General features: G+C 34.8%; 18 protein-coding genes and 3 pseudogenes. 1 reads left to right on the top strand and 20 read right to left on the bottom strand.

Features of this window, described 5'->3' with window-relative positions:
- Positions 1–428: 428 nt before the first annotated feature.
- Positions 429–5,774 (bottom strand): sugar-binding protein, encoded by a 5,346-nt coding sequence (locus tag CLOCL_RS22475; RefSeq protein ID WP_014254790.1) that lies wholly within the window; start codon positions 5,772–5,774, stop codon positions 429–431.
- A gap of 427 nt (positions 5,775–6,201) precedes the next feature.
- On the opposite strand from CLOCL_RS22475, the gene CLOCL_RS07550 reads away from it, so the two are divergent.
- Positions 6,202–7,593, top strand: coding sequence for an IS4 family transposase (locus tag CLOCL_RS07550; RefSeq protein ID WP_014254049.1), 1,392 nt, complete (start codon positions 6,202–6,204; stop codon positions 7,591–7,593).
- Positions 7,594–8,228: 635 nt separating this feature from the next.
- Here the strand turns inward: CLOCL_RS07550 and CLOCL_RS07545 are convergent.
- The 19 genes and pseudogenes from CLOCL_RS07545 to CLOCL_RS22840 all read right to left on the bottom strand — a co-directional run bounded on the left by CLOCL_RS07545 (position 8,229) and on the right by CLOCL_RS22840 (position 26,724).
- Positions 8,229–9,245: a DUF4236 domain-containing protein gene (locus tag CLOCL_RS07545; RefSeq protein ID WP_014254789.1), complete on the bottom strand. Its 1,017-nt coding sequence runs from the start codon at positions 9,243–9,245 to the stop codon at positions 8,229–8,231.
- Between the two features lie 414 nt (positions 9,246–9,659).
- Positions 9,660–9,857, bottom strand: a complete 198-nt coding sequence (locus tag CLOCL_RS07540; RefSeq protein ID WP_014254788.1) for a hypothetical protein — start codon at positions 9,855–9,857, stop codon at positions 9,660–9,662.
- A gap of 581 nt (positions 9,858–10,438) precedes the next feature.
- Entirely contained in the window at positions 10,439–10,894 is a 456-nt protein-coding gene (locus CLOCL_RS07535) for an Imm30 family immunity protein (RefSeq protein WP_014254787.1), read from the bottom strand.
- Positions 10,895–10,898: 4 nt separating this feature from the next.
- Complete coding sequence (locus CLOCL_RS07530) at positions 10,899–11,093, bottom strand: hypothetical protein (protein WP_014254786.1); 195 nt, start codon at positions 11,091–11,093, stop codon at positions 10,899–10,901.
- 143 nt (positions 11,094–11,236) lie between these two features.
- Positions 11,237–12,480 (bottom strand): annotated as a pseudogene (gene ltrA / locus CLOCL_RS23940) (group II intron reverse transcriptase/maturase).
- A 623-nt stretch (positions 12,481–13,103) separates the two neighbouring features.
- A complete protein-coding gene (locus CLOCL_RS07520) occupies positions 13,104–13,733 on the bottom strand; it encodes an SMI1/KNR4 family protein (protein ID WP_014254785.1) in 630 nt (209 codons plus the stop codon).
- A gap of 15 nt (positions 13,734–13,748) precedes the next feature.
- On the bottom strand, positions 13,749–14,639 hold the full coding sequence (locus tag CLOCL_RS22845; RefSeq protein WP_257197661.1) for a pre-toxin TG domain-containing protein: 891 nt from the start codon (positions 14,637–14,639) through the stop codon (positions 13,749–13,751).
- 222 nt (positions 14,640–14,861) lie between these two features.
- Positions 14,862–15,005 (bottom strand): annotated as a pseudogene (locus CLOCL_RS23785) (RHS repeat-associated core domain-containing protein); the annotation flags it as partial.
- 127 nt (positions 15,006–15,132) lie between these two features.
- Entirely contained in the window at positions 15,133–15,417 is a 285-nt protein-coding gene (locus CLOCL_RS07505) for a hypothetical protein (RefSeq protein WP_014253716.1), read from the bottom strand.
- A pseudogene (gene tnpC, locus CLOCL_RS07500) lies at positions 15,414–17,019 on the bottom strand (IS66 family transposase). Before tnpC ends, CLOCL_RS07505 begins: the two are co-directional and overlap by 4 nt.
- Before the next feature lie 64 nt (positions 17,020–17,083).
- The gene (gene tnpB, locus CLOCL_RS07495; RefSeq protein ID WP_014254783.1) at positions 17,084–17,437 is read right to left on the bottom strand and encodes an IS66 family insertion sequence element accessory protein TnpB; all 354 of its coding nucleotides are present in this window, start codon (positions 17,435–17,437) and stop codon (positions 17,084–17,086) included.
- Complete coding sequence (gene tnpA, locus CLOCL_RS07490) at positions 17,434–17,787, bottom strand: IS66 family insertion sequence element accessory protein TnpA (RefSeq protein WP_014254782.1); 354 nt, start codon at positions 17,785–17,787, stop codon at positions 17,434–17,436. The genes tnpB and tnpA overlap by 4 nt, the downstream gene beginning before the upstream one ends.
- 189 nt (positions 17,788–17,976) lie before the next feature.
- Positions 17,977–18,366 (bottom strand): hypothetical protein, encoded by a 390-nt coding sequence (locus CLOCL_RS07485; RefSeq protein ID WP_014254781.1) that lies wholly within the window; start codon positions 18,364–18,366, stop codon positions 17,977–17,979.
- A gap of 20 nt (positions 18,367–18,386) precedes the next feature.
- Positions 18,387–22,493, bottom strand: a complete 4,107-nt coding sequence (locus CLOCL_RS07480; RefSeq protein ID WP_052306582.1) for an RHS repeat domain-containing protein — start codon at positions 22,491–22,493, stop codon at positions 18,387–18,389.
- 605 nt (positions 22,494–23,098) lie between these two features.
- Positions 23,099–23,410: a hypothetical protein gene (locus CLOCL_RS07475; RefSeq protein ID WP_014254780.1), complete on the bottom strand. Its 312-nt coding sequence runs from the start codon at positions 23,408–23,410 to the stop codon at positions 23,099–23,101.
- A gap of 136 nt (positions 23,411–23,546) precedes the next feature.
- A complete protein-coding gene (locus tag CLOCL_RS07470) occupies positions 23,547–23,816 on the bottom strand; it encodes a hypothetical protein (RefSeq protein WP_041714999.1) in 270 nt (89 codons plus the stop codon).
- Positions 23,817–23,904: 88 nt separating this feature from the next.
- On the bottom strand, positions 23,905–24,372 hold the full coding sequence (locus tag CLOCL_RS07465) for a macro domain-containing protein (protein WP_014254778.1): 468 nt from the start codon (positions 24,370–24,372) through the stop codon (positions 23,905–23,907).
- Between the two features lie 152 nt (positions 24,373–24,524).
- Positions 24,525–24,818 (bottom strand): DUF6881 domain-containing protein, encoded by a 294-nt coding sequence (locus CLOCL_RS07460; RefSeq protein WP_014254777.1) that lies wholly within the window; start codon positions 24,816–24,818, stop codon positions 24,525–24,527.
- Between the two features lie 19 nt (positions 24,819–24,837).
- Positions 24,838–26,724: an HYD1 signature containing ADP-ribosyltransferase family protein gene (locus CLOCL_RS22840; protein ID WP_052306581.1), complete on the bottom strand. Its 1,887-nt coding sequence runs from the start codon at positions 26,722–26,724 to the stop codon at positions 24,838–24,840.
- Positions 26,725–26,815 lie beyond the last annotated feature (91 nt).

The raw sequence follows: 26,815 nt of genomic DNA, 5'->3' as shown, positions 1-26,815 counted from the left end.
ATTAAGTTTTGGTTGAAAAAGTTTTATCGATTTACAAAACTTTTCCAACCATTTTTATTAATGATTGTGTCATTCATGTGCGGGCCTGTTTGACGCTTACATTGTTGTACTAAGAATATAAGAAATGTATATTTATTATTCGATAAACAAACTCAATATTCCTTCTTTATTTTCATTAACCAATATAAACAAAAAATCCCTGAGGATAACAATAGTAGTTCTTCTTAATTACCAAAATTTATGTATACCAATTCAAAAAAGTGTATATCTTAAAAACCATACTCAAAAACGTTTTATTGAAGTTAATGATTCAGCATGGTAGTTCGTTGTTCCCAGCACTTCAGCTTACAAATAAAAAACCCAGCAGTGCTAAAAGCGCTAAATCACTGCTGGGTAGACAAATCATTTAATTAACATATATCAAACTATTATTTATTCAAGCAGTTGTACAATATAGTAATTATTTCAGCTCTGGTTATATTTTTACGCGGTCTGAATGTATTGTCAGGATATCCATTGATGATTCCTTCCTCAACTGCTTTTGCTACATATTTATAAGCCCAACTTGAAATATCTTTTGCATCTGTAAATTTAAGCTCATTATTCGATTCTCCAAGTTTAAAGGCATTCATGATAATGGTTACTGCTTCTTCTCTGGTACATTCCTTATTAGCTCTGAATGTATTGTCCTCATATCCCGATACAATGCCGTGTTCTTTAGCAAGTGCTACATATCCTGCTGCCCATGAAGGAATACTATCTTTGTCGGCAAAATCCAAAACAGGATTTTCAGATGGAGTTAAGCCCATAGCTCTTATTACCATGGTTACAAGTTCAGCTCTTGAAATATTATTGTCAGGTCTTATTGTACCATCTTCATATCCTTTTAAGATATTCTTTAATACCAAATTCAATATGAATTCCTTTGCCCAGTGATTGGATATATCACTAAAGCCAGCTGATGGAATTGTCTCATTATTTTCTTCTGTTGTAGTAGGCACCGGTGTTACATCTACAGATGTAGTTGGAGTAGGTGTTGCAGTTGGTTCTGTAGTTGGTGTTGAAGTAGGTGTTGCAGTCGGTGTTGATGTAGCTGGTTTTGAGCCTCCACCAGAACCACCGGAGCCAGAACCGCCTTTACCGCTTCCTGAAGTTGATGTTGCAGTTGGTGCTGGTGTTGGTGTTTCAGTTGGCACTTCACTTGGCGCTGGTGTTGGTGTTTCAGTTGGTGTTTCGGTTGGTGTTGGTGTAGGAGTAGGTTCTACAATTGTATCTACGAATAAATCAGGCAATATATTGTAAATATATTGATTTACAAAATTCCAAGCATGTGTACCGCCTTCGCATACCATAAAGTAAAGGTTTCCTTTTGTCGGATCGGAAGAATAGATGAATACATCAGTTAATTTTTTCAATTCATCTATTTGCGGTTTCATGTTAGGATATGCAATATCTGCGCTACCTGTAGCACAGAACAACTTATAATCCTGTGGTGTATAACCGGATTCTCTTGCAACATCTGCCAGTAACTCTGCTGTTGCCTTTGCATTTTCGCTGCTGGCATCCCTATTTAATGCCCAACAGTCACCGCTTAATGGAATGTAATACTTGATATAATCGAGGCAGTTAATATATGTATACCAAGTACATACTGATCCCATAGAGAATCCGCCAAAGGCTCTGTGTTCCCTGGAAGCCTTTATTGCTTCTAGAGTTGTGTCCTCTGCATAAGTGTTGTATTTTGATTCAACTAAAGGAATAATATCTTTCATTAATTCCTTATAGAATTTTGCTACATTTTCTCCCAAATTATTTTCTCCGCCATTGAAAGTAGGTGTAACTACAATAAGCGGTTCGATATCTCCTTTAGCAATCATGTTGTCAATTATTCTTTTCAGTTCTTTGCTTTCACCAGGACCACCGAATATAAGATTTTCATCTTCGCCGCCACCATGCATTAAGTATAAAATATTATACTTCTTATCCTTGTCATCAGGATCATAACCATAAGGGAGATAAACATTAAGATATTTTGTAGTCAATTCGTCTCCATAATTATCTGTTTGATACTCCAATCTCTCGATTGTACCCGGTTTGTCGCTTTCTCCTCTATACTCATCAGGAACAGGTTTGAACCATTTCTCATTAGCAGCTTCATCGGTTAACTCCAGCTTGCCTATAGCTTCTTTAATAGCATTATATTGTTCATCGATTTCTTCTTGAGTAACATCTTCTTTTGCCAGAACTTCTTCAGCAACTTTTATAGCATCAAAAACTACTTCTTTATTTTTGTATATGCTATAATCAAGATTTTTTGCAGTAATAATCAGGTTGAGCAAATTGTAAGGATTCAATCCTGTTTTTGCACCTTTTGCTTTACCAGCAAGTACAATTTCTCCAAATTTCGTAGTATCTTGCCATGCGTTGCCTGTAGCATCAAAAATATTAATAGTACCGATTCTGCTAGTACCTTTTCCATCGTTTATCTGTAAATCAAATCCCATAACTTTTCCGTTGGAAGGTTTGGATTTAAACTCAATTCTTGCTTCTATAATATAACCATCTTCTGTTTTTGAAGTCTTAGTGTAAAATCTTTCTGCACTTCCATAGTCTGCAGTCTGATAATTATCATAGTTAACTCTTAAGTGTAAATCATCAATGCCGTAATCTACAGTTTTATCATTGTTTTCGTCCATAAATATTTCCAATGAATCCTGCTCATATGGATTTGATGGTTCTAAAGTCATATCACTGTCTTTTACTTCTGCAAGAACATATAAACCATAATCATCCCATAGAGCCCTAAATGTAGCTGTGGCAAGAGGATTTCCAACTCTAATTTGCGGATTAACCACTTGTGCTTCATTCCATATTTCATCTACTATACCGTCAACAATAGGTGTTCCAAAATAAGCAACCATTCTTCCAGCTGAATCCAAACCGTTTTCATCTACAGGTAATTTAGCAGTAGCCTTTTCTTCATCAAGAATTATATTTCCAAGGCCTGATACATTCTGCCATGATTGTCCTGACGGATCACACCATATGCTAACGCTGTCACGAACTCCGTCGCCATCTTCATCATTGTTAACCTGGAGGTCAAAGCCTAAAACATCTCCTACTTCCGGACTTATAGCAGTAAATGGTACTGCTGCTTCCACAATATATCCGGTTTCAGTTAGGCTAGTAGCTGAAACAAATCCTTCAAGTTTTCCATGATCAAATGTAACTTCATTGTCATAATTTATTCTTATCTGGGAATCATCTTCTTCATAATAAGTTGTTTTGGCATTGTTTTGATCTATAAATATCTCTACAGAATCCTGTTCATAAGCATTAGCACTCTTCTTAGTCAACAGACGATCTGTTACTTCTGCCAGAACATATAGGTAATTTTCATCCCATAAAGTTCTGAATTTAGCTGTTGAACCCTTTGTGCCGCTTACCCAAACATCTGTCTTAGCTTCTTCAGCACTTACCCAAATATCGTCAATTTCACCGTCAATTTCAGGAGTTCCATATTTCACGTTCAGAAGTTTTGCATTTTTATCGAGCACAACATACCCGAAATTATCTTCAACCAGTTCATTTTTGTAATCATTCCATACCACTTGTGATGATAAATTGCCTTCGGAATCATAATCATTAACTCTGAAATCAATTCCAAATTTCATTTCTTTTTTAGGATTCAAATCTGCTATAGAAATAGCTGCTTGAACTGTATAACCGTCATCGCTTGATTTCACATAGTAAGCAATATCTTCAATCTCATCATTGTTTCTGCTCAGAATAAAATGCTTAATATCACCGGAATTGTCAAGATCAGTGTCCAGGAATATTTCCAGACTGTCCTTTGCATTAGGTGTATTATCTTTCACTTGTGAAAGTATGTAGAGATTGTCTTCATCCCACATCAATTTAATTCCTACTGTGTTAACATCAGCTTTGTCTACCGAAGTATATACAACTTGATTTATATCAGTAAAAGAAATAGTATACCATAATTTATCAACATAATCAGTTCCTATATCAGGTGTGCCTTTTACAGCAATTATCTGCTGTCTGTAAACCGGTAAACTGTCAGGATCGGTTAATGCTATGTAAGCAGGTTTTGCTTTGAGATTTTTATCGAACAAGAGCGGATAATCTCCTCTGTTTTGAACAGGGAAGTCATTCAGCCATGACGATCTGTCGTCGCCTCCCCACAATGTAACTGAGTCTAAAAGTCCTCTTTCGGACAATTCTTTGAAAACATTAAACAAGTCTTTGTATGTCTTAGCTTGCTGCAATAATATTTCCTCAGTAGGTGCTTTTGCAGGTTCATCACTGGATTTGTAAACTGAAACGTCAAGCTCGGTTACCTGAACTTTAACTCCCATACCTTCAAATTTCTCTAGTGATTTTCTAATCTGTCCGATTGAAGGTCCGTACATGTTAATATGCATCTGGAAACCAACAACTATTCTGTCTTTTGATATACCTTCTTCTTCAGCTACTTCGAGTATTCTTTGAACTAATTCATACATAGTATCAAGTTTTTTAGTATTTGACTCAATACTGTAATCATTTATACAGAATTTTACCTTATCATCACCTAATTCATTAGCTTTTTGGAATGCATATCTGAAAGCAGCAAGGATATAATCATCTTCAAATCCGTCTCCATCAGCATCTCCAACTATTTGCTTCCATTTTGAATCTCTAAGTCCTTCACCATCGGAGATAACTTCATTTACAACATCGTATGTATCTATTTGAACACCTATAGAATGGAAATGCTCCATAGTAGTATCGATATGAGTTTTCATTCTTTCCAATAACTTTTCCCCTGTAGCTGGCTTGGTTGGATCATCGGGATCTTCAAAGAACCAATCGGGAACCTGACTATGCCATACAAGGGTATGCATTCTCAAAGTAATATCATTTTCTTTTGCAAAATTAGCTACTTTATCTGCATCATCAAATGTAAATACACCTTCTTTAGGTTGTATAGCTTCTGGTTTCATGCAGTTTTCTGCAACCAAACCGGAGTAGTGGTGTTTGATATATTCGCTGTATACTTCTGATTCAACCTGATCAGGTCTTACAGCAATACCTAACGGGAAATATTCATCCCATACACTGCGAAGCGGTGTTAAAGTCGGATCAAAATCATAGTTTATAACATCGTCTTCTAATGGTATAAATACCACATCATCCAAATAAAAATCTACATATTTTCCACTTTCTCCTCTAGTTTCCATATAGAGATGAACATCTTTATCAACAAGTGAATCTCCTGGAATTCTGTGATTACCTTCGATTAAAGTCCATTCTCCCTTTTTTACCTTTAGACTTGCTATATTTTCAAATACAGGATTCGCATTATCCTTTGTAGTTCTCATACTCAATACAAATTCAACATTTTCAGGTGCATCACCCTCATTAAACATAACCCAGGCAGCTGCATAGTATTCCCTTCCGGCTACCGGTTTTTGTGCCAAGCTATTAACAAGGTTTTGAGCAGCACCATTCCAAGCATCTGTTCTGCCTGTTACCTTTAAACTGAAATTACCGCCATGTTTCTCGTCAGACACAGATTCTATAGAACATTCACCAGTACCATTAGGATACCACCAGTTTGTTCCGTCCTCCATGTCTCCATTGTTGACGAGATTTACGACCTCAGTGTCGGCTGCTAATGCTGGCAGCTTAACACTTGTCATCATGCTAAAAAACATAGCACATGACAGCGTAAAGCTCAAAAACTTGGTAAAGCCTTTCTTTAAAACCATTTTAACTCCTCCTTTATATTTTATAATTAAAATAAATTTTATTACTTCCAGCTGCCATTACTTTAGTGTTTATTTTTTCTCTCTTTCTATTGGTGATTTTATTTGCTTTCAGGTTTTATCTATATATTTAATTTTAAATTTCTCAATCTGGGCACTTCAAAAAACATACAAAAATTAGATTACAGAAATCAGACCACAAAATAAATTAATGACTATTGACAAGTTTATATATAGAACATCTATGTAAAAACATAATATAAAAACAAGTTGTTATAAATTATAAATCAACTTTCGCACGTGAATAATGTGCACTGAACATTGAAAAATCAATAGATTTGGGCAATAAAAAAGTACAAGAACCCCCTTCTATGTGATATAATAGAAGTACCCAAACCCTATTAAATCGACAATTTGGAGGTTCTTGAACATGTCTATTGTATCACAGAAGGTTAAGGAAGAAAATAGATTTTCTTTGACAGTTGATAACTTTTTCAAAATGTTTTCTGTAGGCTATCTGTTAAAAAAGTCAAACGCATATAAAGATAAAGGTATTCCTTGTCTTACGGTATTCAAAGTACTGTTTGAACTTGTTTTTACAGGCAAAAATCTGTTTATGAACTATAAAGCAGAAAGCTTTGATATACCATTTGCAAGGGATGTGGTCTACAGATTCTTAAATTCCATACATATCAACTGGCAAAGATTTTTATATTTGCTTTCTGCAAAGGTCATAAATCATCATATCGATAGATTAACGTCAGATGAACGGGTTGATGCCTTTGTAATTGACGATTCCTTCTACAGTAGGACAAGAAGCAAGTCAGTTGAGCTTTTAAGTTGGGTCAAAGATCATGCTGACGGCAATAAGAATAAAAAAGGCTTTCGTATGCTTACACTTGGTTGGACAGACGGTAATTCATTTATTCCTGTGGCCTTCAACCTTTTAAGTTCAACAAATCCAAGGGTTTGCATTAATCCAGCGAAAAATACTATAGATAAAAGAACCGTTGGTTTTAAACGCCGACAGAATGCCTTAGCCACTTCACCGGAATCTGCTCTGTCTATGCTGGAACAAGCAGTTGCTACCGGTATTAAAGCAAAATATGTTTTATTTGACAGTTGGTTCTCCTTTCCGGCTACTATTATCAAAATTTGTAAGATGAATCTTAATGTGATAGCTATGGTAAAGGATACTCCCAAGATTTACTATAACTTCAATGGTGAAAAAAAATCATTGAGAGAGATATACCGAACTGTCAGGAAACGTAGAGGAAGATCAAAATACCTTGCTTCAGTTATGGTAGAATTACACGATAAAGAAGGAAACCACATTCCGGCAAAAATTGTCTTTGTCCGTGACCGAAGAAACAAGAGTAAATGGCTAGCTCTCATATCTACAGATACTAGTCTTCCCGAAACAGAGATAATCAGGATATACGGAAAACGCTGGGACATAGAGGTATTCTTCAAGATGTGTAAGTCATACCTTAAGCTGGCTAAGGAATTTCAAGGTCGTTCTTATGATATGATGGTTGCCCATACAACTATTGTTTTTTCAAGGTACATTATGTTAGCGGTTGAGAACCGCAATAATACTGATTTACGCACTATTGGTACTTTGTTCTACTATTGCTGCGATGAACTTGAGGACATTAAATTCCATGAGGCACTGCAGCTTATAATAGAGGCTTTAAAAACTACTTTACAGGAAAAACTGCTTTTGACAAAGGAAACAGTCAACGAGTTTCTCAACTACTTTGTCACTTGTTTGCCTGTTCATATCAAGGCAAAGCTATCAGTTGTTTCCTGCGAAAGTTGATTTATAATCATTATGTGCAATTGTAGTAATATATTGTTATATAGTGCAATTCATTTTAAAAAATATCATATAATAGTTAGAATTTCAACATATATTTTGCAATCTTTATTTATATATGCCAGTTATTAAGAACAATATAACTGTTTATGTAATAAAAATAGTAGGAAAATACAACATGATAAATAGAAAGCTTTTAAACTTTATTAAGGTAAAAATTTAATATCAACACTATCAAAAGAACGGATAAAGCAATTAGTTTGGAAAAACAGTTTACAAAAAGTATCCGATATCAATACTTATTAATAGCTTTTCCAACTTGAATTGAATTGCTAGAGAAGAATTGCATAAATTTTGCCGCAAAGAATCATTTATATTTCCTGTATTTTACTTCAAATAATAGGCAAAAAATCTTATACTTACATATAATTTTATGTAACATATCAATCCATAAAGTTGAAAAAAGGTTTCAATCAATCGGTTATACTGCCGAAAGTCGAAAACCTTTGATTTTAATCTCTACCTCAATGATTCGATATGCAATAAACTTATTTGCTTACAAGGTATATGCCTTAAATGATACCAATTTTCAAAATATCCTGTCCTCAATTTTTAACAGTCATTATTATCATTATAATTCATACCTGCGGATTAGAATACATAATTACTGTGTTTAAGCCTAATAATGAAGTAAGTTCAAGTTCTCCATACAAGCAAATAGGTAATTGCCTATTATCTTTAAAACGTTTGTCAGGGCCACCGGACTTGTTAACATATTTCCACGTTTGTCCGACTATTTGCGTATCTTTCGGAACACCTTCGCTTTCAATAAAACGAGTTGTATGTTTAGAAATTATAATATCATTATAATTAAGTGCACCTATCTTACTACCTTGCATTATAATCAATTTGTCCGGCAAAAAAAGTAATGTTTCTTTTCCGGTTTTGAAAGATGCAACTCGCAAGTTTGCTTTGAATGGGAAAGGTGCTTTTGTGGATGCTTTACAAGCTGTTCTTTTTATTGTATTGCTTGCTCCTGAAGCATATTTTTTATCAATTACTCTGCTTGTTTGCATTATTCTCCAAACCTTTTCACATTCAGTAATTTTTATCACAGGGTTCATTCTGTCATCAACAATGGATTGCTGATCAGGGTCAATACTATAGTCCAAAGCAATTGTTCCTTTTGTACGAACAAAGATTTTAAGAATCAAAAATGCAGCAGCAAACAAAAGTAAAACTTGAAAACCGAACCCTAAAATGAAAGTCACCCAAAAACCAATGTTTGCAAATTTGTTTAATTTGAGTGTTCTGCTTGCCCTTGCCAGCATATCTTCCAATCCTGCAGACACCATTACGTTCGCAGTATTGTTTACTATATTTTGAGTATCATAATGGTTATTGTCAATAGCAGGCATTTGTCTGGGTGAAGCAGGATTGACTCCTCTGTTTGATCTTGCACCATTGTTTTTCCCACTTTCTTGCACATAAGAAATACCGGTACCGGGAATAGATGCTGTTCTCCGGGTATTTCCTTTTGCAGTCTTAGTTATTCGATAACCCTTAACACCCCAACTATAACCTATTCCAGATTTGCTTAAGTTAATCCTAAAGCCGCCGCCTAAATTTATACTTTTTCTATATCTAAATCCCATTTAATTACCTCCTTAGTACTCAGCATAAAACAATATTCATATTAAACTCCATATTATGCGCAAATTCTGCATTTATATATCTAATCTTTTATAGTATTTGTCTATCAAAGTTTACTGATACTATCGTTTATCTGTTAAGTAAGGCATGAACTATATTATTTCCAATTTGTCGTAAGGTAAATATATTTCTTTTAATTCTAATGCAAATGCTACATACATAATCTTGTAGTAATAAACTGTACTTTGCATTGCTCAGTTTTAATTTTACATTTAATAAAATTTACTACTGGCTCAGAAATTCTTTCCACAGGCAGGAACAGCTACACGTAAAGACCTCCCAGTTTTACTTAAGTTCAATTTTATACCAAGATCAATAGATATGTTTTCCAAAATCGAAGTGCATTTATTCAATTCTTAACACAATATTAATATCGTCGCAAGAAACGATTTTCTTGCTGCATCAATTATTTCTTCGCAAGCTTTTTCAGTCAGAGCGAATTCACCCATAATATTTTCCATTTGAATGAGCCTACGCCAAGCTCCTACAACCTTTACGCCCACAGCCATCTGAGCAGTAATCAGGTTTCCTTCAGATTTATCCCATGTGGTCAAAATCGCCTAGTTTTGAACGACGCTTCTTAGATTGTTCATTTTAATTCAGCTTCTTAGGACGCACTTGATTGATTCATCAACCTTTTCCTATTTCGCTCAATACCACAGCTTTTGACTGCAGCACCAACAGGCAGTTTGAAACCTGCACCTGAATGCCGATTTCGAGAGTTCTACTCTCATCTACTACAAAGCATAATTAATTGCGTTTATTCTCCCTCCTTTTATCGCAATTTCATCTTCATGACACACTTTGACGGTTACCTTTATTCTCCTTCTGTTTTGAGATTAATTTCACATTTTTGAGTCTATTATCTCATGACAAATATCTCTAAGCTAATTGTACTTTATTTGACGTTTGCCGTGAAGGTAATGTTACTTTTAAAAGTATCTTCAGCTAGAAAGTTTACAACCGTTTCAATCCCAAGTATTACATCAGTGAGGTTTTAAAGTTCAGAGCATTTACGAGAATTTGGAAGATTCCCCCTATCAAGTACATAGCGGACTTTCACCGCCTAGTTATTAGCTACGTCCGGCGAACCAAAAAAAGCCGGAAATATTACTGAATCCGGCTTTTTTTAATATCAACCAATTTTACTAATAAAATCGTTTACTAAACTTTCAAATTTTTTAGGATTATCTAGCTTAATTTCATTCATTAAATTAATAATAAGTTTTTTGTATTGTTCTTCCATAACTTTAATAATTTCAGCATAAGCGTTTCTATATTGCTCACTATTCAATATTCGCTTATTTAAAATAAGCACCCATTCTTTAGCGTTTTGCAACATCTTAGGTAACGATTTTGCTAATCCATTTAAGTATGTGTTCATTTCATAATCCTCTAAAAAGTGAATCAAACCAAACATAACCTCTTCTTCTTTTGCCGAATCATCAAAGACCAAGAATAAATCTTCCAATATTTCCTTACTTTGGTAATTCAACAACTTTTCCAGTGCATTATCAAATGCCTCACATTCTTCCTGGGTTCTAAGTAATTTATTTTTTTGAAGATCTTTAATATAAGTATTTACATCCATTTTTTTATCTCCTTTTCTGTTTTATGAACCAACTTGGTTGATATTTACGGTATTCTATTGCAAATTGTCTCAAATATGGAAGCATTTCTTTATATAATCCATTCTGTTTATAAATATTTCTAAGATTCTTAAGGTTAAAGGCCAGTGCATCTCTTGGACTCAATGAGTAATAATAGTCTTTTAGTTCTTCTTTTGTCATGAGATAAATTCCTCCTTTTTGAGCTGATTATCTCATGATAATTGCATTAATACTAGGTGTACAGTAGTCGAGTAAACCCGGGGAATTTCACCCCGAGTTTCTCACGGAACCGTACGTGATAATCTCCTATCATACGGCTCTTGTTATCCAATCGTCGGACGTATCCCTATTTTCCAGTGGTAGAATAAATCAGATTTAGATTTTGCTAGACGTGCCAGATATCTATATGCTTTTCCTTTACTTCCTCTAATTCTTTTATACTTTTTCCTACACCACTTGATTAATGAGAGATTCACATAATTTAATACTTTTATTGCTTCCCTTGAACAAAATTTTGAAAAGTAGTTAGCCCAACCCCGTATTACTGGATTCATTTCTTCCGCAAGCTTTTCTATGGATACTATTTTGTTGTTCCTTCTTATTTCTCTTATCCTATCCCTAAACTTTTAACTTGCTTCTTTGCTGACTGCCGGAGTAAATGCATTGAAGAAGTTGCCATACTTGCTCTTGACTAACCTTCTCCTGAAGGTATACCCAAGAAAATCAAAGGATTCGTGCTCGTGTCTTTCTGTATTTTTGTCACTTCTACAATATACAATGCGAGTCTTTTCCGGCTGTATCTCAAGTTTACATTTAAGCATTCGTTCTTTTAGTTTTCCTAAAATATATTCCGCTTCTTCTTTTGTTCTGCAGTGTATTATTCCATCATCTGCATACCTTACCCATTCATTCTCTGGAAATTCCCTCTTCATCCACATGTCAAATGCATAGTGCATAAAGAGATTTGCTAAAACCGGACTTATTACTCCACCTTGTGGTGTTCCACATTTCCTTCGCTGTGTTGTCCCGTCTGGCATTTTTATTACTGCTTTTAGAAATCTCTCAATATACAAGATAATCCATTCGTTGTTTGTATGCTTTCTTACAGCCCTAATTAATAATTCATGATCGATATTGTCAAATAATCCTTTGATGTCAAATTCCAATACCCATGGCTTTTCCAGCATCTTTCCCTAGTTACTGCTACAGCTTCAATTGCTGAACGGTTTGGCCTATATCAATATGAATCGTTACAAAATATGTTCAACTAACTGCTCAAAGCTCATATGGACGATCATTTGTGTTACTCTGTCTTCTATAGTTGGTATCCCCAGTAACCTTTTCTTCCCGTTTTTCTTTGGAATTTCAATTTTCTTAACTGCTTTTTGAAAACAGCTACCTAATGACATCCTGTTCCATAGCTTGTATAGGTTGTTCTTCAAGTCATTTTCAAAGTTTTCAAAGTTAATGCACCATCAACTCCACTTGCACCATGATTCGCTTTTACACGTTTGTATGCTTCCAGGACTTGATGTCGTGAAATCTCAAACGACTTTCCTTCTTCCATTCAATCCTCCCATTTCTGGTTGTTTAAATTCTGAAGTATAGATAACAGAATCCCTTCGCTCTATTACCATTACAGTAACTTCTACACTACTACGAATTCTTCCGCATCTATGCTCTACATCGCTACTTTCATCCTTGTCATTCCTTCGCTTGGATTTTTCACTTTACATTAGAGCACAGACTTCTCCTGTTCCTTGTAAGAGCCTGTACCAAGCTCCTGCAATCTCTACGCCGACAGCCATCTGAACAGTAATCAGGTTCCCTTCAGATTTATCCCGCGTGGTCAAAAACACCCGGTTTCGACTGTATTTACGTATTAACGACGCTTCCTCGATTGTTCATTTTCATTCAGCTTCCTGGTACGCACTTGATTGATTCATCAACCTTTTCCTGTAACGCTCAATACCACAGCTTTTGACTGCAGCACCTACAGGCAGTTTGAAACCTGCACCTGAATACCGATTTCGAGAGGCCTACTCTCATCTCCTACAAAGCATGATTCATTGCGTTTATTCCCCCTCCTTTTGTCGCAATTTCATCTTCAGGACACACTTTGACGCTTACGTATTTTTTAGGTACAGCAATCTTAATAGCATCATCCCACATTAAAATCCTTTAATATGTTTAATAATAAAATTTTGTCACATCATCAGCACCATTAATCCAAACAAATTTTTTATCTAACAGTTCAAAATCAATATATTTTTTTATCAGCTCATCATATTTATTTTTAGAAATTATTGAAAAATGCCCTGGACTAACCTCTTCATAATCTTTATTGTTAACAATATTGTTTAATTCTGAAATCCATTCCTTTGGGAAATAATCTCTTAGCTTACTTATCCAATTACATATAATCTGCTTTCCTATTTCGATGCTATCTTTATCTGTAATATCACTATCTGTAAATTCGTTAACTGCAAACAATAAAATTTGTCTAAACAACGCAGCTTCTAAAGTCTTAGCATAATACTTTGCTTTTCCATCATGATAGCAACACACTATTGGCATACAATCTTTATGGTTTAGATCAAAACACCAATAGTCACCACCATTTGTATATGCAAAGGGTATCATATTTATATTATGAAAACTTTCTTTTTTTAGAATTTCATCATGTGAAAGCCATATTAAGTCTATAAACCACAAATAGTTCTGATTGATGTTATCAAATGATATAAAGTTATTCAAGTCTGTATATCCTTTTTTATTTAAGTCTATATAAATTTGGGGCAATAAGTTATTTATGTCCATCATATTTCTCCTTTCTTACCTTGGTGGTAGAAAATAACTTCCTACCTGTCTATATCCACAATCAAGTAAATACTTTATTTCTTCTCTTGTCCAACTGAACCCTGAATTTAGTTTCTGAGATGCAAAATAAACAACTTCACTGTTTTCTACGACTTCTTTTATCCACTGAAGGTTTTTTTCTGCAGTCCATCCACCTGGACCAAATTTATTTGCCTTAAAGACATTTATTTTATTATTTAATCGTCTAGTTTGCTGAAAAGGAATTATTGAATCCCTATGTCCAATAACTGCTACTGTTCTATCTTTAAATTTTTCAAGATTAGGAACACTATTCAAAATTTTATTTTGAAATGATGAATTTACATAATCCCAGTTATCTACATTACCAAGAGAACCACCTTTAGTTAAATCCAAATTATCTATTATTTGTTGTAATTCGGACTTATTACCAACTCCTGATCCAACATTATTGGCCGATCTTGTAACTTCAAGAAAGTTCTTTTGCACTTCATTTTTAGGAAGTTCTGGAATGCCAATTTTACCAAAATCATCAATATTATTTATAAATCTAATACCAGTTGATGCTTCAACTAATTTATCTGATTTTTTTATTCCTTTCTTTACTGCTGCTTCAACCGACTCTTGAGCACTATTCTTTATTCCTCTCTTTACTGCTGCTTCCGATGACTCCTGAATGTTATTCTTTAGTATTCTCTCTACTGACTCTTCAGCAACATTTTTTCCGCTTTTTGCATATTTCCTTAGTCCCTTGTCTACAGCTTCAGGAGCAAAAATCATTATTCCTAATATTATCCTATTAGTTTTTTGGCCTGTTACAACATCTTTACCTGCTATAAAGTCTGCGGCATCTTTTATTCCATCAAGAGGAGTAAATCCTACTGTAATAGAGACTGATTCTTTTACAGCCTTTACAAGTTCTTCACGCTCATCTGCAGAATTTTCGTATTTAACTTTAGCATATTCTTCGTTTAATTTTTGTGCGTCATCTGCAACACTAAAAATCCTGTCCCATTATTCTATATCTTCTAGCGAGGCATTTGCATCCCAACCACCACCAGTTTTAGCTGTCTTTTCTGTGTTTGAACTTCCCATCAACCAGTTATAAAACTTATCTCTTAACTTTTCAGCAAAATGGCCTGTTGGGTCGTAGCAAATTAAAGGATTATTCTTAACGTATGTATAAAGATTAAGACTCAATGGATCATTGGGGTCACCGGTATATGTATCTTCCTGCAGGAACCTTGCAATCTTCGTAAGCGTCAAACAGGCCCGCACATGAATGACACAATCATTAATAAAAATGGTTGGAAAAGTTTTGTAAATCGATAAAACTTTTTCAACCAAAACTTAATCTTTAATTTTTACAACCTATGTGCATCTAAATTAAGTTGGGTCTTTTTTCACCCAACCATTCATTGAAAGCATTGGCAATTTCCATTCTGAACTCTTCATCTGACAAACCAAGAGATGTTCCGAGTTCATATGCCTGATCCACAGTATAAGCAAATCTTTCTGCTAATTCGCTGTTCTCATTCTCCATATATGGAAAATGCTCTATTACATAACCAGAATAATCTATATCAAATAAATACCTCTCTATTCCCCCATTAATAAAATACGTGATAAATTTGATCATAAATATCGTATGTTTTCCAACTTTCATTCATCTTCCTCCCACGCATATTTCTCAGGCTCTGTTCTTTTGGATTGCGGTATAAACACCTTAGCAGGTATTTTCATTCTACCAGGCAGAAAATCAGCAAATGTGCTCACATAACCAGGCTTCCCTAGATTAGGGGCTTGACTAAATATCCATGACAAATATTCAAAAGGATTCAATCCATTCTCTTTTGCTGTTTCAACAAGACTGTAATACACCGCGCTCGTTCTCGCACCACCTGGCGTATTACTGAAAAGCCAATTCTTCCGTCCGATTACGAAAGGCTTTATACTTCGCTCTGCACGGTTATTTGATATCTCCAATCGTCCATCCAGTATATACCTCTCAAGATATTTTCGCTGGGACTGCGCATATTGTACTGCTTTACCCAGATGGGTTTTGGGTAGTACATTTAATTTCTTATCCAATCATAAAATTCATCTATGATAGGCTTTGATTGCTTCTCTCGTTCTTTTAACCGGGTTTCCGGGCATAGCAATGCAAACTGTTTCTCTAAATGAAACAGTTTATCACAATATGTTACTCCCTTTGCTGCATTAGATGTTGCTTGCTTTTCTTTGGGCAGGGCTTCCATCGCTTCAAAAAACTTTCGCCGTACATGGGCCCAACAACCTATTACAGTAATTTTTCGGGCAGCTTGTAATACCCGTTATATCCGTCTGCATGTAAATATCCACTAAATTCTTTTAGAAATTCCTCCGGATGTATATGTTTTCTGTCCGGCTGGTAGTCATAAAGTATTATCTGATGTTTTGCCTCCCCGCTCGTTCGGTACAGCCACATGTAACTCTTCGACTGTGCCGCCTTCCCTGGTTCTTTTAGCACCTGTACCACTGTTTCATCTGCATGCAGTACCTCATGCTCACACAGCCGTTTCTTCATCTCCTCATATATCGGTTCCAGCCAATTCTCACAGGCTTTTATCAACCAATTTGACATTGTCTGCCTTGATATCTCAATGCCATTTTGTTTCCATTCCTGCTCCTGACGATATAAGGGAGACCCCATCATGAATTTTTGTGTAGCTATATGGGCAATTGTCTCAGGAGATGCAAAACTTCCCTTTATGACCGGTTCCGGTATATCTGCCTTTACAATGGAAGTATGGTCGGATGTTTTTTCACAGTTCCGGCATGAATAAACATGCCTAATATGACGCACTATTACCGCTTTTGCCGGAATAATCTTCAACTCATCACGAGTTTCCTTTCCCATTGTATGCAATTCACTACCGCATTCCTGGCAAATACATCCCTTTTCGGGTAACTTGTGCTCTATTACCTCCACCGGTAAATCTTCAGGAAGTTTATCTGTTGTTAGACGTGTTCTCTTACGGTAATGAGCTTTTACTTCTATCCTTTCTTGCTCGGTAATAGCTAAATTATGAGTCTCTTCCTCTTCATTATTAAAAAGATTGATTTGTTCAATCTTTGTTTGTTCACTGGATACACCGAATTGTTTATGCTTTGAAAGGCGTATTTGTTCCATAAACCATTGGACTTGTTGTTCCAATTCAGCTATCCTTCGTTCCTTTTCTTCAATTATATTAAGTAATTTTTCTACTGAAATTTCTTGTCTCTTCATGGGATAATATTACCATAAAAATTACATTAAATCCAGCTTTTTGATCCTTTTTTTGAATTTCTTCTTACGAAATTTGACGCTCTAAAACTTCCTTTCTCCTGAGCTTTTTCTCTAATCTGGCACTATCAATAAGACAAGCTAATTCGTTTACATCAAGAAGCATTGTGGTTGAATCTTCTTCTGTTGGCCAGCGAAATCGCCCTCGTTCTAGCCTCTTAAAGTACAGCCAAAACCCATCTCCATCCCATTCAAGGATTTTTATCCTGTTTCTATTTCTGTTACAGAACACAAACAGTGCATTCATAAACGGATCAAGTGAGAAACTTTCTTGTACCAGTGTTATTAATCCGTTGATAGATTTCCTCATATCCGTATATCTACAGCAAAGATACACTGGTTTTTCATTCCATCTTATCATAACGACATCAACACCTGGCAAACTTTTTTCAATAATTCTAAGTCTGTTTCCGTATTTACAGTGACATTACAGCCATTAATTTTAATTTCCAGTGTAGCTTTTGCAGGGTACACCGGTTTCGATGCAAGCTGCATCCATCCACTTGGTACTTCGATTTTGGATTCTTTTACTTCTTCAACTACTGTACACTTTGCTTCACTGACTTTCTTTTGCCAATAGTAGTATGTAGCTTTGCTTACTCCATTCGTTCGGCAAAACTCTTTGATACTTTGCCCACTTTCAAGCCGGTTTTGTATTAATTGTGCCCACCTAGATAATTGTTGTTCAGTTGTTACTTTTTCCATGTCCATACAATCACTCCGTTTATTCTTTTTTACAGTGATTGTATCAACTATGCAACCATTTTACTATGTGATGATCTATTTGACGGTTACTTTACACTACGGTATTTGTTCCACCGCTTACGAAATGCCCAAAGGAGAAATACAAAAAGGTAGGTTTTTATTCCTACCCTAATTTAATGTGTTAATTTAATATGTTTAATCATCTAATTCTAAGCACTCTAATCCTGACATAATTATTGTAAAAACACGCTGGACTGCTTCGATCTCCTTAACTGTAAGCTCAGGAAACTCATTTTTAATTATTCTACATATTTCATCACTTTCAAGAAAGTAAATGATGTCTGACAGTAAGATATCTTTATCTTTTACTTTCAGTCCAAATACTCTGCGATTTCCTAGATATTTAATTCTTACAGCACCATATTCTATATAATTCATGCTTTCTAAGTTTTCTGGTGAATGAGATGATTGTCTAAAAAAACTTTCTTTAAACTTTTCTACATTATAATCAACTTTTTCTTTTTCCACAACACTCTGTGATATACTAAGTATTTCTCTGATAAAATCATCTTTCTTTTCTATCATTTACATCTTTCTCCTATCTGTTATTTAATTTTTTCTATTATTATGTCAATTATACGGCTATTGAACTCTGCAAGCAAATCTGCACCTATACCATATGACCCCACCTCATTAGATTTTAAAAATACATTACCAGCATTATTTGATTCTCCACCAATTAATTCATCATACATTATCGCCATGGACTCAAGCCATTGTTTTGTACCAGCCTTTAATTTCATCGTTATTTTATAAGTATAATTACTTGTTTTTCCTAAATTTCTTACTACGCGTGACTTGCCCTCTTCAGAAATCCATTTAGCACCTCTTGAAACACTACCATTATTGTGTATTTTAGGCACAAGTCCTCCTGCTTCTTTAGTTGCCAATGCTTCTGCTTCTGAAGAATAACGAACGTAAACTTCTGGCTTACTTTTGCCAACTATCGCATTTCCACCATTCTTAATGTACGAAATACCGCCTTTAATGCCTTGACGTAATGCATCAGCGAATACTTGAGGTTTAAATGTTCCTCCACCAACTGGACCAAGCTCTGTAGCTAAAGCATATGATTCTGACATTCCTTTTGACCATGCCGCATTAAACGCTTCTGTAAAACCTGCCTTAAACTTTGGTAATGCTTTTCCTGCTGGTATTGCCCACATAGCAGTATTTAATCCTGCTGATTGATATTCTGCTATAGATGCTAAGCTCGCATCAGGGTTAATGAAAAAATCATATGCTTTTTGGGGATTTAAGAGCGTTCCAACATCATTTATAGCTCCTAAAACTATATTAGCAGGCATATTTAACATGTTCATTTGGCTGTTATAATAGTCAGCTGCTGATTTTTGCCATGCCTCATAGCTAGCATTTCCTGTAAGAAAGCTTGCAGTATTAAACAAAAACTTTGTTTGGTTATATTGATTATTTGCAATGCTATAACCAAGCATTCCAACACCCTTAACCATATTTACGCAATATATTGCTCCAGCTTCAACCTTCTTTATTTCCTTACCAAAAACCTTTTTGGCAATATTGTAGACTTTCGAATCCTTTAATCCTAAGTCATTAGAAAGCACAGAATCCAATATTGCGTTATTTTCTTCCATTTGTTTCACTGGATCTTTAAATGCGTCACCAGCTTCAGCCATTCCATAAGCAATGCTAGTCACAACATTTGTGTAAACACTATTATCACCATATTCATAAATAAGTCTAAATGCTTCATACCGTTCTTCTTCTGATGCAAGGAATAGTATTCTAAATGCTTCTTTATAATCATTAATTTTGTCTGATATCCAACTATGTCCTGTTGGATCATAGTATATTAATGGGTTATTTGCACAATAAGTGTACAAATTCAAACTCAACGGATCATTAGGGTCACCGGTATATGTATCCTCCTGCAGGAACCTTGCTATTTTGGGATCATACATTCTAGCGTTGAGATAATATAGCCCTGTTTCTTTGTCATATTGGTAGCCAGCATATAGGATAGAGTTTTTATCCTTTGCCACACCGGTTGATTCTACTATGTTACCAAAAGCATCATAGTAGTAGGTAGCGTCTATATTGCCTGTTGCAGCATTAATCAGTGCTGTCACATCGGCATGACCGTTGTACATGTAGTAGTAACTTTGCCCATCGGCAGTTCTCATTAACAGGTTTGTGCCATAGATGTTTCTACCTACTTGGTTTCCGGCAGCATTGATTTCCAATACAACCTTATCATATTCATATATATACCTTGTCAAAGATCCGTTTACATTCTTGCTTACTCTGTAGCCTTCTGCATTGTAACTATATTTTGCACCATCTACACTTATAAGCTGGTTAAATTCATCGTAAGCATATGTAGTTGTCTCTCCGTCTGTAACTGAGCTTGTCAGATTACCGTTTGCATCATACTCATAATTTGTTGTTGAAATTGCTACTCCGTTTTTCTTTGTAATTACAGAAGTCAATTGATTTAAATCATAATTGTATTTGTAAACTTCTTCAATTATTATACCATTTTCTTTTATTTTCGCTGTACTTCTATTTCCTAACTTATCATAGGTATACTCAGTAACTTTTCCGCTATATTTCTCATCCACTGTCTTCAAGCGGTTGAGATTGTCATAGGTATAAGTCGTTATTCCTTTTTTATCTTCTTTTGAAAGCATATTGCCATTTGCATCATAGGTATATACATAGCTTTCAAAGGCTACACCTTTATTGTCGGTATTTACAAGGGATTTAAGTCTTCCGTCCGGATAATATATATAGTCTTCCCTTGCACCACCGGCATAAATTACACTCTTTGCTGCTCCGTTTTTGTAATAGTCGTATTCTGCTATATTTTCTGCGTTGATATCACCGTTTTTCACAAAGGCTAGTCTTCCGGCTTTATCATATACTTTTGTGGTTATGTTGTTCTTCTGGTCAATAGAAGTCTCTGCTGTTAGTCCATCACTTGTTACAATGTCATATATGTACAGTATCTTTCCTTCTACATTTGAAACACCTTTTGTCTTTACTCTGCCCAATTCATCATAAGTTCTTTCTACTACTTCAGTAGTTGTGGAAGAAATCAATATTGACTTCAATTGATTTCCTGTAGGATCATATTCATAGTTTTTCTTTGTATAGCTTTGCTCTGTTCCGTTAGCTCCTATCTGTACTGCTTTTTCTTCTACAACTAATCCTTGTGGGTTGTACTTGTATTGGGTTTTAATATTTTTCCTGTCAATTACCTCTTTTACATTTCCATCGGCATAGTAGTAATAACTTACAATATTATTTGATGTTCCGGGATATTCTTTTTCCATTACCAGGTTTCTCGCATTGTAATTGAAGGTATTTGTTACAATACCGTTAATCTCCTGGCTCTTCATATTTCCGTTTTTGTCATAGATATATCTTGTGGTATCGGTTAGTTTGTATACCCCTTCCTTTACTTTTGCATAGGAACTTACACCGGTTAAATTGTCTTGCTCATCATAGTTGTATACCGTAATATTTTCTCTTCCATCTATAACATAGGCAACATTGCCCTTTGCATCATAGTACTGCTGTGATACTATATATTCTCCCGATTCATTTCTTTGTTTTATTACACTTAGTTTTCCGTCCTTATTGTATTCAAAGGTCTTTTTATGGTCTTCTCCGTCGTAGGACTCTATTTGTGCACTGTTTCTGTTGTAGTTTATCTTTTCGATTATATTTCCGACAGGGTCAATTTTGCTTACAAGTCTTCCCATGCCATCGTATTCATAGGAATTCACGCTGTAAGATGACTTTGCAGTGTTGCTGACAGTATCTTTTTCAGTTACTTTTGTAACTTCATGTAGTACATTGCCGTTTTTATCGTAGTATTTTAATGTTTCATGGGTTGATGTACGGGTTGTACTGTCAACTCCTGTAGCAGGATCTATTAATTTAATATTATCCACTACACTTCTTGTAAGTCTTCCCAACTCATCATATTCATATTTTGTAACGGTATTATTGGCATCTATCTTGTACTTAACGTTTCCATACAGATCATACCAATAACGTACCTCTGTTTCATTGGCATCACCGTCTATGCCATATATCTTTTCACTTGTTACACGGCCAAAGAGGTCATATTCATATTCTTTTACATTTCCGACACTGTCTTTTTGATACCTTAGGTTACCCATTGAGTCATACTTATACACTACAGTATTAGTAGGTATTGATGAATCTCCCGGATAAGTTACACTTCTTTGCAATCCCATGCTGTTATACTCATAAGATATCTCATTTCCATTGGCATCTACAGTCTTTTTAATATTTCCTGCATAGTCATAATACTCAGTCTTAATCCTATCTTCAGTGTATGCAGGGTTATCCACATTTCCTATTACATTAACATCCAATTTTCTGTTTACATCATCATAAAAGTATTTTGTAATGCTGTAATATAAGCCGGATACCTGTACTGGTGCATTCACATTTTCAATCATCAACGTTTTATTTAATCCATGGGCTGTTGTTTCACTAACTACTCTTCCAAGACCGTCATAGGCGTATTTCTGATTGAAATTCATACCGTTAGCTCCTGTAAATTCAGGATTCTTAACGGTTTCCAATTGGTTTGCAAAGTTATAGGTATACTCTACACCATAAGCATCATTGATCAAATCTTCAACAGCTACTGATTTCTGTTGATTTACAGCATTCTCATAAGCCTTATTATATGCCTCACCATCAACCTTTTTTATTACATTTCCGTTGGCGTCGTATTTATATGCCTCAATTACTTGGATTTTTCACTTTACATTAGAGCTCAGACTTCTCCTGCTCCTTGTAAGAGTCTGTGCCAAGCTCCTGCAACTTTTCCTCCAGCAGCCATCTGAGCAGTAATTAGGTTTCCTTGACATTTATCCCACTTTGTCAAAAACACCTAGTTTTACCTGTATTTATGTATTAACAACGCTTCCTCGATTGTTCATTTTCATTCAGATTCCTGGCACGCACTTGATTAATTCATCAACCTTTTCCTGTTATGCTCAATACCATAGCTTTTGTCTGCAGCACCAACAAGCAGTTTGAAACCTGCACCTGGATGCCAATTTCGAGGGACCTACTCTCATCTCCTACTAAGCATGATTCATTGCTTTTATTATCCATCCTTTTGTCGCAATTTCATTTTCAGGACACATTTTGACGGTAACGTTGCAAATAATCACTGCTTGTTGTTTTGTTAGCTTGTCGGGTATTGTCTCAAAAATCAGGTATTATTAACTTACAAGTAAACCTTATCAGAACAGCTTATTTTTTCTCCTACAGCAATTAACACATTTGCAAGTCTATCAAAATCTACTGATGTTGAAGGATTAGTTTTATCTAATACCTTTCTTAGGTTTTGGATGTCATCTGTAATTGAACCAACACAAAGACTTGGTGTATTTTCTTTGAAAACTTTCCTTTCATCAGACGAAACAAACCAGTAATTATCCACATCAAATTCAATTTCTTTGAACCCAATTTTCTCCGCTTTATCTAACAATAACCGGCATAAGTTTTTTAACTCATTTATTGATATAGATATTTTCACTCTATATCACCTCGATTTTTTTTAATTATTCTTTTATCTTTTCTAATTATCCAATTTGCTTTTGTATATGTTTCTCAAGTGCTTTAATTCTGCCATTGATTATCTTTTGTCTAACATTGCTCTCTCGTCTGATTACTTAGGTTACTTCCCTTTCAGATACTACTCGTTTTCTCGTTATCAATTCCATTTTTCCTCCAGTTTTTATTGCAGCAAATCCTGCTTTAAATCCTTCTGTCACTGCATTAGTAAAAACTTGTTCTTTTGTAGTAGCATTTAAAGCAATTCCCATTCCAGTGACTGCTAAAAGTACTAATGAATTATGCATTGCTGTTTTATATGTGATATACCCTGCTGTACCTGCTTTACTTAATGTAACTGCCAGTTTAGCTGCCGTTATACTAGACATCATGGTATTAGTAAAAGCGAATAAATAATCTACATTATAAGTTATTGTTCCCTAATACCCACGTCATAGAAAAATAAGCAAGTAATTTTTATAAATCATACACAAATACTTCTATATCATTAGCTACTAAAGTTTTTATAATGATTGGTTCAATTTTTTCCCACTTACCACCAGCAAGTCCACATCCTATTCTTGGCATATGCACACTTGCATTCAGTTCTTTTGCTTTTAAACATACTTTTTCCAAGCATTTTTCAACAGCATCATACCTAATTGGTACATCTTTTGAGCTAGTTTTAATTCCATGCTGCCCTATCATATTTGCTACTGTTATATATTGTTCAACTCTTATAAACTGTACTTCTCCAAGTAAAAAGTTATTTTTTTCTCTATACCACTTACGATATTCAATTTCAGGCTCTTTCCAACGTTTTGAAATAGCTAATACAAAGCCTTTTCCCCAACTACCAATATCATTACATATATGACAGATAATCTTTTCACCTTTTGAAATAGGGTTTGTTGCATCACCTTTAATATACTTTAATTTTTGCATTCTATAACACCTTCTTTATTTGTTAATTGTTCATCAAAATATAAAACAAATGCCACTTCATAGCAAAGTGCTATAATATAATGGCATTATAATAAGATTATAAATTTTATATATATTTTATTCTATACACTATTTTACATTCTCTAATAACTTCAAATATTTTCACACTCAATTTTTACTCTAGACTGCCATACTTTTTCAAATTCTTCTTTTGTTATCTCAATAGGCTTGAATTGAGGATCGGTAGCTATTTCTTCAATTTCAGGTATAGGGTATATAGACAACCTACAACCACCAAACTCAATCGTTTCAGTTGCATAGCCTATTTTACCATCTCTAAACAACTCAACTTTTCTTATCTCATTTCTTTGTTCATCAATTTCTGAATATATTTTAATTGGTTCATCAGAAAAATTATGAATCCAATCAATCATTAAATACTTCATAAGCTATACTCCTATTAAGTTATTTTTCTATAATCACCTTACCTGAACTCACTATGCGGTTTGTTAAATCCAAAGGTTCTTCACCTAGTACCACATAAACTCCATCTCTCCCTTTTATAATATTTAAATCAGTAACGTCAATTTCTATATAATATGTAAATCGCTTACCTTGAAACGGGTTATTAATAAACTGTTTTGATAGTTGTCCTGGTGTCTTTGTACCAGGAATAATATCTGATAAATATTGACCATTACCATATCTAGCATCTTTAGGGTTTACTGCTTTTAATGAAGGCTTAAGTTTTTTAGAATTTAATATACCATTTAAGCCCACTTCGTCAGTATAATGATAAAGTATTTTTATATTATCTTGTTCCCTAACAATCCTGTTAGTAAACTCATCAGCTTTGTATACAACTCCACCAGGTGCCACAATAAAATCAGGTTTAATTCTACTAACTCCCGAACTAGCATTATTAGCCGTTCTTGTAACTTCGAGATAGTTCTTTTGTATTGCATTTTTAGGAAGTTCTGGAATGCCAACTTTACCAAAATCATCAATATTATCTATAAATCTAATCCCGGTTGATGCTTCAACTAATCTATCTGTTCTCCTTAGGGCCGTAATTGTATCTGTAACTCTATCAAGTCGCTTCATTCCTGCCCCAGCATCATACAATTTGTCCATTAAATTTATTGCATCTGTCAACTTATCTACTTTTCTTATTTGAGCTAATTTTGTTGCTGCAGCTTCGGGTGCACCTACTAATGATAAAAAGTTTAATGTAAAGTCTGTGGCAATAGCTGTTTTTTCTCTTAAACTCTTACTTTTAAATTCGTTTATTGCTTGTGTAGCCATTTCTGTAGTCGTTTGTGCCACTATATTTCTGTTATCTATTGCCCATTTAACATCAGATTTGAACTGCTGAACACTTTCAATAATAGTTTCGGCAACTATATCTCTATTATTATAAGCCCACTTTACATCATTTACAAAGTTAGTAGAACCCTGTTTTATGCTGGAAGCAGTTTCAGTAATATAAGATGCTGTTCCACTAGCTAAGTATTTTTTATTGTTGTAAGCCCATTTTACATCATTTACAAAGTCACCGACATTCTGATACGTATTACCGGAAATATATCTCATTGTTCCATCGGCAATACCAATCCCAACTTCTTTAGCATTTCTTGCAAACTTTCTCCAATCCTCACAGCTAAAAATATTAAAATGTCCTGTTGGGTCATAGTATATCAATGGATTATTTGCACAATAAGTGTACAAATTCAAACTCAACGGATCTTCAGGGTCACCAGTATATGTATCCTCCTGCAGGAACCTTGCTATCTTCGGATCATACATTCTGGCGTTGAGGTAGTATAGTCCTGTTTCTTTATCGTATTGATAACCGGCATAAAGTATTGAGTTTTTATCCTTTGCTACACCGGTTGATTCTACTATGTTGCCGAAAGCATCATAGTAATAGGTGGCATCTATATTACCTGTTGCAGCATTAATGAGTGCTGTTACATCGGCATGACCGTTGTACATGTAGTAGTAGCTTTGCCCGTCAGCTGTTCTCATCAAAATATTTGTACCATAGATATTTCTACCTACTTGGTTTCCAGAGGAATTTAATTCTAGGACTACTTTATCATACTCATATATATATCTTGTCAAAGATCCGTTTACATTCTTGCTTACTCTGTAGCCTTCTGCATTATAGCCATATTTTGCACCATCTGCACTTATAAGCTGGTTAAATTCATCGTAAGCATATGTAGTTTTCTCTCCGTCTGTAACTGAGCTTGTCAGATTACCGTTTGCATCATACTCATAATTTGTTGTTGAAATTGCTACTCCGTTTTTCTTTGTAATTACAGAAGTCAATTGATTTGTAAGCGTCAAACAGGCCCGCACATGAATGACACAATCATTAATAAAAATGGTTGGAAAAGTTTTGTAAATCGATAAAACTTTTTCAACCAAAACTTAATCT

It is taken from the genome of Acetivibrio clariflavus DSM 19732 (assembly GCF_000237085.1).
GTDB classification, from domain to species: domain Bacteria; phylum Bacillota; class Clostridia; order Acetivibrionales; family Acetivibrionaceae; genus Acetivibrio; species Acetivibrio clariflavus.
This window is presented reverse-complemented; position numbering and strand designations above follow the sequence as displayed.

What these genes read in the sequence shown, in the direction of transcription:
- tnpA (WP_014254782.1), bottom strand. Translation starts at nt 17,787, where the DNA reads ATGGACATGGAAAAAGTAACAACTGAACAACAATTATCTAGGTGGGCA.
- CLOCL_RS07545 (WP_014254789.1), bottom strand. Translation starts at nt 9,245, where the DNA reads ATGGGATTTAGATATAGAAAAAGTATAAATTTAGGCGGCGGCTTTAGG.
- CLOCL_RS07465 (WP_014254778.1), bottom strand. Translation starts at nt 24,372, where the DNA reads ATGCAAAAATTAAAGTATATTAAAGGTGATGCAACAAACCCTATTTCA.
- tnpB (WP_014254783.1), bottom strand. Translation starts at nt 17,437, where the DNA reads ATGATAAGATGGAATGAAAAACCAGTGTATCTTTGCTGTAGATATACG.
- CLOCL_RS07505 (WP_014253716.1), bottom strand. Translation starts at nt 15,417, where the DNA reads ATGAAAGTTGGAAAACATACGATATTTATGATCAAATTTATCACGTAT.
- CLOCL_RS07535 (WP_014254787.1), bottom strand. Translation starts at nt 10,894, where the DNA reads ATGGATGTAAATACTTATATTAAAGATCTTCAAAAAAATAAATTACTT.
- CLOCL_RS07550 (WP_014254049.1), top strand. Translation starts at nt 6,202, where the DNA reads ATGTCTATTGTATCACAGAAGGTTAAGGAAGAAAATAGATTTTCTTTG.
- CLOCL_RS07530 (WP_014254786.1), bottom strand. Translation starts at nt 11,093, where the DNA reads ATGACAAAAGAAGAACTAAAAGACTATTATTACTCATTGAGTCCAAGA.
- CLOCL_RS07470 (WP_041714999.1), bottom strand. Translation starts at nt 23,816, where the DNA reads ATGTCTAGTATAACGGCAGCTAAACTGGCAGTTACATTAAGTAAAGCA.
- CLOCL_RS07520 (WP_014254785.1), bottom strand. Translation starts at nt 13,733, where the DNA reads ATGGACATAAATAACTTATTGCCCCAAATTTATATAGACTTAAATAAA.
- CLOCL_RS07460 (WP_014254777.1), bottom strand. Translation starts at nt 24,818, where the DNA reads ATGAAGTATTTAATGATTGATTGGATTCATAATTTTTCTGATGAACCA.
- CLOCL_RS22475 (WP_014254790.1), bottom strand. Translation starts at nt 5,774, where the DNA reads ATGGTTTTAAAGAAAGGCTTTACCAAGTTTTTGAGCTTTACGCTGTCA.
- CLOCL_RS07485 (WP_014254781.1), bottom strand. Translation starts at nt 18,366, where the DNA reads ATGATAGAAAAGAAAGATGATTTTATCAGAGAAATACTTAGTATATCA.